Source organism: Nocardia sp. NBC_01329, assembly GCF_035956715.1.
Lineage (GTDB): Bacteria > Actinomycetota > Actinomycetes > Mycobacteriales > Mycobacteriaceae > Nocardia.
Genome location: NZ_CP108381.1, coordinates 3675372 through 3685000, shown reverse-complemented (window position 1 = coordinate 3685000; position 9629 = coordinate 3675372). Strand labels below are relative to the sequence as shown.

Sequence of the window (9629 nt, the reverse complement as noted above, 5' to 3'; positions counted from 1 at the left end):
TAAGCTTCGTAGTCGAGAGGGAAACAGCCCAGATCGCCGGCTAAGGCCCCTAAGCGTGTACTAAGTGGAAAAGGATGTGGGATTGCGCAGACAGCCAGGAGGTTGGCTTAGAAGCAGCCACCCTTGAAAGAGTGCGTAATAGCTCACTGGTCGAGTGATCCTGCGCCGACAATGTAGCGGGGCTCAAGTACACCGCCGAAGCCGCGGCAGTCACACAATACATCCGCGCATCCTTACGGGGGTGCGTGCAGTGGTGTGGCTGGGTAGGGGAGCGTCGTGTAGCCAGGGAAGCAGCGGGGTGACCCAGTTGTGGAGGCTGCGCGAGTGAGAATGCAGGCATGAGTAGCGAAAGACGAGTGAGAAACTCGTCCGCCGAATGACCAAGGGTTCCTGGGCCAGGTTAATCCGCCCAGGGTTAGTCGGGACCTAAGGCGAGGCCGACAGGCGTAGTCGATGGACAACGGGTTGATATTCCCGTACCCGTGTATCCGCGCCCAATGGCGAATCATCTGTGCTAAGTGCCCAAATGCGGACGGACCTCCTTCGGGAGGCTGGAAGTGGCTGCGCACGACCCTGGGTGTAGTAGTCAAGCGATGGGGTGACGCAGGAAGGTAGCTGGGCCAGTCAGTGGTTGTACTGGTGTAAGCCTGTAGGGCGTTGTGTAGGCAAATCCGCACAGCATATAGCCTGAGAGGTGATGCGTAGCCGATTGAGGCGAATTCAGTGATCCTATGCTGCCGAGAAAAGCCTCTAGTGAGTTGGTACACGGCCCGTACCCCAAACCGACACAGGTGGTCAGGTAGAGAATACTAAGGCGATCGAGATAACTGTGGTCAAGGAACTCGGCAAAATGCCCCCGTAACTTCGGGAGAAGGGGGACCATGTCCGGTGAACGCCTTTACGGTGGGAGCTGGGTGTGGTCGCAGAGACCAGTGAGAAGCGACTGTTTACTAAAAACACAGGTCCGTGCGAAGTCGTAAGACGATGTATACGGACTGACGCCTGCCCGGTGCCGGAAGGTTAAGAGGACCGGTTAGCGCTTCGGCGCGAAGCTGAGAATTTAAGCCCCGGTAAACGGCGGTGGTAACTATAACCATCCTAAGGTAGCGAAATTCCTTGTCGGGTAAGTTCCGACCTGCACGAATGGCGTAACGACTTCTCAGCTGTCTCGACCACAGACTCGGCGAAATTGCACTACGAGTAAAGATGCTCGTTACGCGCGGCAGGACGAAAAGACCCCGGGACCTTCACTATAGCTTGGTATTGGTGTTCGGTACGGTTTGTGTAGGATAGGTGGGAGACTATGAAACGGGCACGCCAGTGTTCGGTGAGTCATCGTTGAAATACCACTCTGATCGTATTGGACCTCTAACCTCGGACCATGATCTGGTTCAGGGACAGTGCCTGGTGGGTAGTTTAACTGGGGCGGTTGCCTCCCAAAATGTAACGGAGGCGCCCAAAGGTTCCCTCAGCCTGGTTGGCAATCAGGTGTTGAGTGCAAGTGCACAAGGGAGCTTGACTGTGAGACTGACAGGTCGAGCAGGGACGAAAGTCGGGACTAGTGATCCGGCACCGGCAAGTGGAAGCGGTGTCGCTCAACGGATAAAAGGTACCCCGGGGATAACAGGCTGATCTTCCCCAAGAGTCCATATCGACGGGATGGTTTGGCACCTCGATGTCGGCTCGTCGCATCCTGGGGCTGGAGTAGGTCCCAAGGGTTGGGCTGTTCGCCCATTAAAGCGGCACGCGAGCTGGGTTTAGAACGTCGTGAGACAGTTCGGTCTCTATCCGCCGCGCGCGTTGGAAACTTGAGGAAGGCTGTCCCTAGTACGAGAGGACCGGGACGGACGAACCTCTGGTGTGCCAGTTGTCCCGCCAGGGGCACGGCTGGTTGGCTACGTTCGGAAGGGATAACCGCTGAAAGCATCTAAGCGGGAAGCCTGTTCCAAGATGAGGTTTCCCACCACCTAGAGTGGTTAAGGCCCCCTACAGACCATGGGGTTGATAGGCCGGAACTGGAAGCACGGTAACGTGTGGAGGTGACCGGTACTAATAGGCCGAGGGCTTACTGAACAAAGATTGCTACGCGTCCACTGTGCAGTATCTGAAACAACACACAGATACAGAAGACACTCCAGAATTCTGGGCCGGGGTTTATACCCTGTGGTTCCGGGTTCGAAGAAAGGGAGTGGCTCTCTGTGGATAGTTTCATAGAGTTACGGCGGTTATAGCGGCAGGGAAACGCCCGGTCCCATTCCGAACCCGGAAGCTAAGCCTGCCAGCGCCGATGGTACTGCACTCGACAGGGTGTGGGAGAGTAGGACACCGCCGGAACATACTTTTCAAGGTAGGGGACCCATTTTGGGTCCCCTACCTTCATTTCTGTATACGGTGATATGGACCCGTAAACTTGGTGTGAGTACAGTTCCACCAGTGTCGGCGGCGAGACCGTTTCGCCGTGCCATTCGATCCAGTCTTGTCACCGAGAGAGGGACCCGCCGTGCCGGAACAGAACAATGGCCGGAAGCCGTTCCGGCGCAATTCTTCCGGATCTGATGGCAGCTCCCGCGGCAGCGCGGGTGCGGGCGATGGCGGACGCTCAGGTGGCGAATCGAGTGGCCGGAGCGACGCCGGCCGTGCGGGCGGCGGGGGCGGATTCCGTCGCAATGACGACAATCGCGGCGATTCACGCCGCGGTCGTGAGGCGGACACCAGAGGTGAGGGGCGCGGTGGACGCCCGGCCTCCGGTGGTAGCGGGTTCGGCGGTGACCGGCCTCGTAGCCCCCAGCGTCCCGACCGTAGTGGCCGTGACGAACGGGCCGGATCGTCGGGGCCGCGTGAGAGTGGCGCCGATCGGGCCGGTGGCCGACCGGGTTTCCGGGCCGAAGGTTCACGGCCGAGTCAGGAAGAGAATCGTTCCCGCGGTCCGCGGTCGCAGTCGCGTCCCGACGGTGACAAGCGGGAGTACGGTGCGCGGGAGCGCGGGGAGTCCCGGTCTTCGGGACGCTCTGCCTTCGGCGATTCCGATCGTGGCCGGAACCATCGGGGTGACAGTGCCGGACGCGCGGATGATCGAGGCGGTGCCGAGGACCGTCGTTTCGGTGGGCGCGGTGCGTCCGACCGCCCTGGTCGCGGTGGGGACGATCGCCGCTTCGGTGGCCGCGGTGCGTCCGACCGGCCCGATCGCGGTGCGGATCGACCCCGCCGGGACCGGATCGATTCGACCGGAAGTGGCAACAGTTCGGGCTCTTTCCCGCGAGGCGGTGGAGAAGCCGACGGAGCGAGACGCCGCGGCGGCGAAGGCGGCGGTCGCGGAGTCGATCGACGCCCGCCACGGCCCGAGGAACCGGACCTGCCCGACGAGGTCCAGGCCGGCGATCTCGATACCTCCATTCGGCGGGATCTGTTGAGCCTGGACAAGGGCAATGCGGAGACCGTGTCCAGGCATCTGGCGATGGCCGCGCAAGTACTCGACGACGATCCGCAGCTGGCGCTGGCCCATGCCCGGGCCGCGCGGCAGCGGGCCGGACGGATAGCCGTGGTTCGCGAAACCGCCGGTGTCGTCGCCTATCACGCCGGGGAATGGGCCGAAGCGCTCTCCGAACTGCGTGCGGCACGGCGTATGTCCGGTGGATCCGGCCTCCTGGCGGTGATGGCGGACTGCGAACGCGGTCTCGGCCGCCCCGAGCGCGCGATCGAGATCGGTCGCAGTGACGAGGGCCGGGCCCTCACCGGTGACGAGGCGATCGAGTTGCGCATCGTGGTCGCGGGTGCGCGGATGGACCTGGGCCAGTACGACCAAGCCGTGGTGACCCTGCAAACCTCCGACCTGGACCCCGCTCGTACCGGTTCGGGCCCCGCGCGGCTCTTCTACGCCTACGCTGATGCCCTGGTCGCTGCCGGTCGGACCGAGGAAGGGCTGACCTGGTTCTTCAACGCGGCCGCCGCCGACCTCGACGGGGAAACCGATGCCGAGGAACGTGCGGCCGAACTGACCGGCGAGGCGTGACCCGATGCTTCAGGATTGCGCGATCGTCCAGTTGAGTTCGGTCCGCAGATCGGCCGGGTCCATCTGCGGATTCGGTTCGGTCAGATAGACCTCCCAGCGCTCGGCCGCCGGGGTCAGGCCCTCGTCGGTGATCCAGGTGCGCAGACGATCCCAGGTGACACCGAGGGTGTCGAAACTGCCCTCGTGCACGACTCGGGCGATCAGGCCCGCCGGGAGATGAGCGGGGACGACCTCCCCGTCGGGTGCAATCCGGCGGTCCACCGGGAAACCCACCTCGAGGTCTGTGGACGGTCCGGATTCGGTCTTCCACAGAGACAGAGCCGGTCCGGTGATCACAGCCCCCTGGCCGGCGAGGGCCGGCGGCAGCAGGCCGAACGAGGAGTCGAAGAACGAGACGGCCTGATCCGGCGTGATCCGGCCGCGGACCACGGCAGTGATCGTTTCGGCGACCTCCAGCAGTTCGGGGTCGGCTGTGCGATCGATCGGGTCTACGGTCACTGGTCCTCCACGAATGGGTGCGTCCGCCGCGACGGAGTGGTCTCTGAACTGTTCCGACGTTGTCCGACCGGAGAATTCATCGCAGCCGGATCGCCGGAATTCCCGAATCAATTTACAGCCGAACAGACGGCTTGCGGCGTGCCGACCGACGCACGAAAGCGTGTACTGGGCACTAGCGGGTGTAGGGGACGTCGGAGGTAGGACGTAGGGTCCGAGTGTGCGGGAAGCGAGTGAGATGCCGCGGTTGCGGGACAGGTACGAGGCGCTGCTGCTGGATCTGGACGGGACCCTGTACCGGGGGCCCGCGGTGATCGACGGTGCGCCCGAGGCGCTGGCCGGCGGGACGCAGCGGCTGGTCTACGTCACCAACAACGCGAGCCGGTCGGCCACCACTGTGGCGGCCCATCTGGCCGAGTTGGGATACCCGGCGGCGGAGGCGGATGTGGTGACCAGTGCGCAGGCGGCGAGCCGGCTGCTGGCCGAACGCGTGGTGCCCGGCTCCGAGGTTCTGGTCGTCGGGTCCGACGACCTCGCGGCTGAGGTCGAATCGGCGGGTTTGAAACCGGTGCGTCGTGCGACGGGGACGGTGATGGCGGTCGTCCAGGGACATTCGCCCCAGACGGCCTGGCCGGATCTGGCGGAGGCCTCGTACGCGGTACGGGCGGGCGCAGTGTGGGTTGCGGCCAACACCGACAGGACGCTGCCCGACGAGCGTGGTCTCGCGCCCGGTAACGGAGCGATGGTCGCGGCGCTGCGAGCGGCCACGGATCGGGAACCGGTGGTGGCGGGCAAACCTTATCCGCCGCTGCTCGAGGACGCATTGGCCCGGGCCGGGACCCGCGCGGCCCTGGTTGTCGGCGACCGGCTCGATACCGATATCTCCGGTGCGCAGAATGTGGCGCTGGATTCGCTGTTGGTACTGACCGGTGTCAGCACCGTCGACGATCTCGCCGGTCTGCCCGAGGCGGAGTTGCCCACCTATATCGCCGACAGCCTGGACGCGCTCGGTCAGCCGCCGGTGCCCGGTCGTATCGACCTGTCCGCGGTGCGCGCGGAACTGCGGGCACACCCCGGGCGGGCGCTGACGGTACGCGCGCCACGTTCGGAAATCCGATAGCGTTGAGCTCACGATGACTACCCCGACTCCCCGCCCGAACAACCTCGGCACCGCCCGCTCCGGGGCGCCGCTGCCCGGCCGGCATCTGCCCGGGGCAGCAGGACACGGTGAACCCGCAGACCCGGACCGGATCCGGGCCGAGGTCGGTGACTTGCTCGCCGAACTCGGTACCCCGCCGGACGTCGGCGGTACCTCAGCGGAGGCCTCCTCTGTCGGCGCCGATCTGGCTCGCCGTGCGCACATCCTGGACCAGGCACACGAGGTGCTGGTGCAGGCCCTGGCCACGGTGGACAAGATCTGAGGTGGCCAGGCGGGCGCGGGTGGACGCGGAACTGGTCCGCCGCGGTCTGGCACGGTCACGCGAACACGCGGTGGAATTGATCGGTGCCGGGCGGGTGCTGATCAATGGCACTGTCGCGGTGAAACCGGCGACAGCGGTGGAGACCGGGACACCTCTGCTGGTCAAGGAGCAGGTCGACGAGGTCTCTTGGGCATCGCGAGGGGCACACAAACTGCTGGGTGCGTTGGATGCGTTCGAACCGCAGGGGCTGCCGGTCGCCGGGCGGAGGTGCTTGGACGCCGGGGCGTCGACCGGAGGCTTCACCGATGTGTTGCTCAGCCGGGACGCCCGTGAAGTGGTAGCGGTCGATGTCGGATACGGGCAGCTGGTGTGGCGGTTGCGTACCGACGACCGGGTGCACGTGCACGACCGCACCAATGTCCGGAAGTTGACCGCTGCCGATATCGGCGGGCCTGTCGATCTGGTGGTCGCCGATCTGTCCTTCATCGCCTTGACCCTGGTGCTGCCCGCGCTGGCCGAATGTGTGGTGCCCGGCGCTGATCTCTTGCCCATGGTGAAACCGCAGTTCGAGGTCGGCAAGGACCGAGTGGGCTCCGGTGGGGTGGTACGAGACCCGGTACTGCGCGCCGAAGCGGTGTGTTCGGTGGCCGCTGCGGCCGCGGACCTCGGCCTGCACACCCGGGGCGTGGTGGCGAGCCCGCTGCCCGGCCCGTCCGGCAATGTCGAATACTTTCTGTGGTTGCGCCGTGCGGAGACGGCGGGTAGGTCCGCCGACGAGGTGGAAGCGCTGGTTAAGCGGGCAGTCGAGGAGGGGCCGCAGTGAACACGGAGGTGTCCCGGCAGCGAGAGATCCTGCTGGTCTCCCATCCCGGCCGGGCCGAGATCAGTGAGACCGCGCATCGGGTCGCGAAGATCTGCGCGGAGGCCGGAATCGGTTTGCGCGTGCTGGCCGATGAGGCCTACAGCACTCGATTCGACGCCGAGATCGAGCCGGTTGCGGATCCCTGTGGATATCCGGTGCAGGTGGTCGCCCACGAACCCGACGCGGCGCTGGGCTGTGAGATGGTGCTGGCGCTCGGCGGCGACGGAACGCTGCTGCGGGGCGCGGAGCTGGCCCGGCACGTGACGGTCCCGGTGCTCGGTATAAACCTGGGGCGGATCGGCTTTCTCACCGAGGCCGAAGCGGAAAACCTGGACGAGGCGCTCGCGCAAGTCGTCCGCCGTGACTACCGCGTCGAGGAGCGGATGACTCTCGACGTCAACGTCCGCCTCGACGACGAGATCATCGAACACGGTTGGGCGTTGAACGAGGCCAGTATCGAGAACGCGGCCCGGATGGGTGTTCTCGAGGTGGTGCTCGAAGTGGACGGGCGACCGGTGTCCTCCTACGGGTGTGACGGAATTCTTATCGCTACCCCTACCGGTTCGACGGCGTATGCTTTCTCCGCAGGCGGGCCCGTGGTGTGGCCGGAACTGGAAGCGCTACTGGTGATTCCGAGCAACGCGCACGCCCTGTTCGCGCGACCCCTGGTGACCAGCCCGGATTCACGGATCGCGGTCGAATCCGTTGCCACCGGCCACGATGCGATAGTTTTCCTGGATGGCAGGCGCACCCTCGCACTGCCGCGGGGCGGCCGGGTCGAAGCGGTCCGGGGTGCCGAGCCGGTGCGGTGGGTGCGGCTGGACTCCGCGCCGTTCGCGGATCGGATGGTGCGCAAGTTCGAGCTGCCGGTCACGGGTTGGCGGGGCCGGCGGCGAACGGAGGGCACACGTGCTGACAGAGATAAGAATTGACGGACTGGGCGTCATCTCGACGGCCACCGCGCAATTCCACGAAGGGCTGACTGTGCTCACCGGGGAAACCGGGGCGGGCAAGACAATGGTGGTCACCAGTCTGCACCTGCTGAGCGGTGCACGCGCCGATGCCGGGCGAGTCCGGCTCGGGGCGAATCGCGCGGTGGTAGAGGGTAGGTTCACCCTCGACGAGCTGAACGACGCTGCGCGCGGCGATTCCGAGCAGGTACTGGAATCGGCAGCCGCTGTCGCCGACGACGACGGGACGGTGATCGCGATCCGAACCGTCGGCAGCGACGGTCGTTCCCGGGCGCATCTGGGCGGTCGTGGCGTACCGGCGTCGGTGCTGGCCGATTTCACCGCACCCATGCTCACCGTGCACGGTCAGAACGACCAATTGCGATTACAGCGGCCCGAGCAGCAGTTGCACGCGCTGGACCAGTTCGCCGACGCGACGGTGGGGTCGCTGCTGCGCGACTATGTCGAACACCGCCGCGCTTGGCTGGACGCCCGGACATCGCTGCTGGAACGGACCGCACGCGGCCGGGAGATGGCGGCCGAAGCCGAACGGCTCACCCAGTCTCTGGCCGAAATCGATGCTGTCGCACCGGAGCCGGAGGAAGACGAGCGGTTGCTCGCCGAGATCCGGCGGCTCAGTGATCTGGATTCGCTGCGGGACGCGGCGGCTACCGCGCACGAGGCGCTGGCGGGGCCGGTCGACAACTCCGGTGAAGGGGGCGGTGCGCTGGATGCGCTGGGTATCGCGCGGTCTCGGGTGGAGGGCGCCGAGGATCCGGCTCTCGCCGTGCTGTCGCCTCGCTTAGCGGAGGCGATCGCGGTGGTGGTCGACCTGACAACCGAACTGAGCGGGTATCTATCGGATCTGCCGTCGGACCCGGGCGCGCTGGAATCCATGCTGTCGCGGCAGGCCGAATTGAAGTCGCTGACCCGAAAATACGCGCCCGATATCAATGGTGTGATCGCATGGGCGGGGGAGGCGCGAACTCGGCTGGAGTCGCTCGACGTTTCGGAGGAGACCCTGGCGGCGTTGACCGCCGAGGTGTCGGCGGGCGCCGACCGGGTGCGGGCGGCCGCGGTGAAACTGTCGGCGGCCCGGGCCGCGGCGGCGGTTGCGCTCGGGGCGGCGGTTACCGAGGAATTGAGCGGGCTCGCGATGGGCAAGGCGCGGCTCGAGGTCGAAGTGCGGCCACTGCCGGCCGGGGCGCAGGACTCGGCGCCGCTGCTGGTCGACGGCACCGAACTGCACGCGGGGCCCGCGGGAGTGGACGAGGTCGAGTTCCGGCTGGCAGCGCATTCCGGTGCGCAGTCGCTGCCGTTGAGCAAGAGTGCCTCCGGCGGCGAGCTCTCCCGGGTGATGCTGGCCCTGGAGGTGGTGCTGGCGGGCGCCGAACACGGGGCGACGATGGTCTTCGACGAGGTCGACGCCGGTGTCGGTGGTCGGGCGGCGGTCGAGATCGGTCGCCGACTGGCCCGGCTCGCACGCACCCACCAGGTGATCGTGGTGACGCATCTGGCGCAGGTGGCGGCGTTCGCCGACACCCATCTGGTGGTGGACAAATCCGATGACGGCGACGGTGCTGTGAATTCGGGGGTCCGGGCCCTCACTCAGGACGAGCGGATCGTCGAGCTGGCCCGCATGCTGGCCGGGCTCGACGATACCGAGACCGGCCGCGCGCACGCGTGGGAACTCCTGAACACCGCGCGTGCCGAGCGGATGGCGGCCTACTGATCGATGGCGCGGGGGCGTCGTAGTCCCGTCCGCGAGGTACTGGGCCGTATCCATCCCGGCACATCGGGGTCGAGCTGTCCGAGGAGCCGACGGGTCGGCGTGTGGAACGAATTCCTCGCCAGAGCCGGCTCCCACACCGGAACAGCGCTGCCATGCGGTA

General features: G+C 66.0%; 6 protein-coding genes, 2 rRNA genes and 1 pseudogene (1 of these 9 only partly in view). 8 read left to right on the top strand and 1 reads right to left on the bottom strand.

The genetic code is table 11. From position 1 onward, the window contains the following. From OG405_RS16720 to OG405_RS16710, 3 genes and pseudogenes are all read left to right on the top strand, one after another. A 23S ribosomal RNA gene (locus OG405_RS16720) occupies positions 1-2073 on the top strand; it begins 1059 nt to the left of the window's first position. A 144-nt stretch (positions 2074-2217) separates the two neighbouring features. Then, positions 2218-2334, top strand: a 5S ribosomal RNA gene (gene rrf, locus OG405_RS16715). 685 nt (positions 2335-3019) lie between these two features. Next, positions 3020-4009, top strand: a pseudogene (locus OG405_RS16710) (tetratricopeptide repeat protein); the annotation flags it as partial. A gap of 9 nt (positions 4010-4018) precedes the next feature. Here the strand turns inward: OG405_RS16710 and OG405_RS16705 are convergent. Next, a complete protein-coding gene (locus OG405_RS16705) occupies positions 4019-4507 on the bottom strand; it encodes a GyrI-like domain-containing protein (RefSeq protein ID WP_327147419.1) in 489 nt (162 codons plus the stop codon). Between the two features lie 235 nt (positions 4508-4742). Between OG405_RS16705 and OG405_RS16700 the strand changes: the two genes are divergently transcribed. From OG405_RS16700 to recN, 5 genes are read left to right on the top strand one after another with little or no spacing between them, the layout of a single operon-like run. Continuing rightward, positions 4743-5624, top strand: a complete 882-nt coding sequence (locus OG405_RS16700) for an HAD-IIA family hydrolase (RefSeq protein ID WP_327152361.1) — start codon at positions 4743-4745, stop codon at positions 5622-5624. 13 nt (positions 5625-5637) lie between these two features. Then, a complete protein-coding gene (locus tag OG405_RS16695; protein WP_327147418.1) occupies positions 5638-5925 on the top strand; it encodes a hypothetical protein in 288 nt (95 codons plus the stop codon). Between the two features lies 1 nt (position 5926). Next, positions 5927-6748: a TlyA family RNA methyltransferase gene (locus OG405_RS16690; protein ID WP_327147417.1), complete on the top strand. Its 822-nt coding sequence runs from the start codon at positions 5927-5929 to the stop codon at positions 6746-6748. Next, positions 6745-7719 (top strand): NAD kinase, encoded by a 975-nt coding sequence (locus OG405_RS16685; protein ID WP_327147416.1) that lies wholly within the window; start codon positions 6745-6747, stop codon positions 7717-7719. The genes OG405_RS16690 and OG405_RS16685 overlap by 4 nt, the downstream gene beginning before the upstream one ends. After that, complete coding sequence (gene recN / locus OG405_RS16680; RefSeq protein ID WP_327147415.1) at positions 7697-9469, top strand: DNA repair protein RecN; 1773 nt, start codon at positions 7697-7699, stop codon at positions 9467-9469. Before OG405_RS16685 ends, recN begins: the two co-directional genes overlap by 23 nt. Positions 9470-9629: the final 160 nt, after the last annotated feature.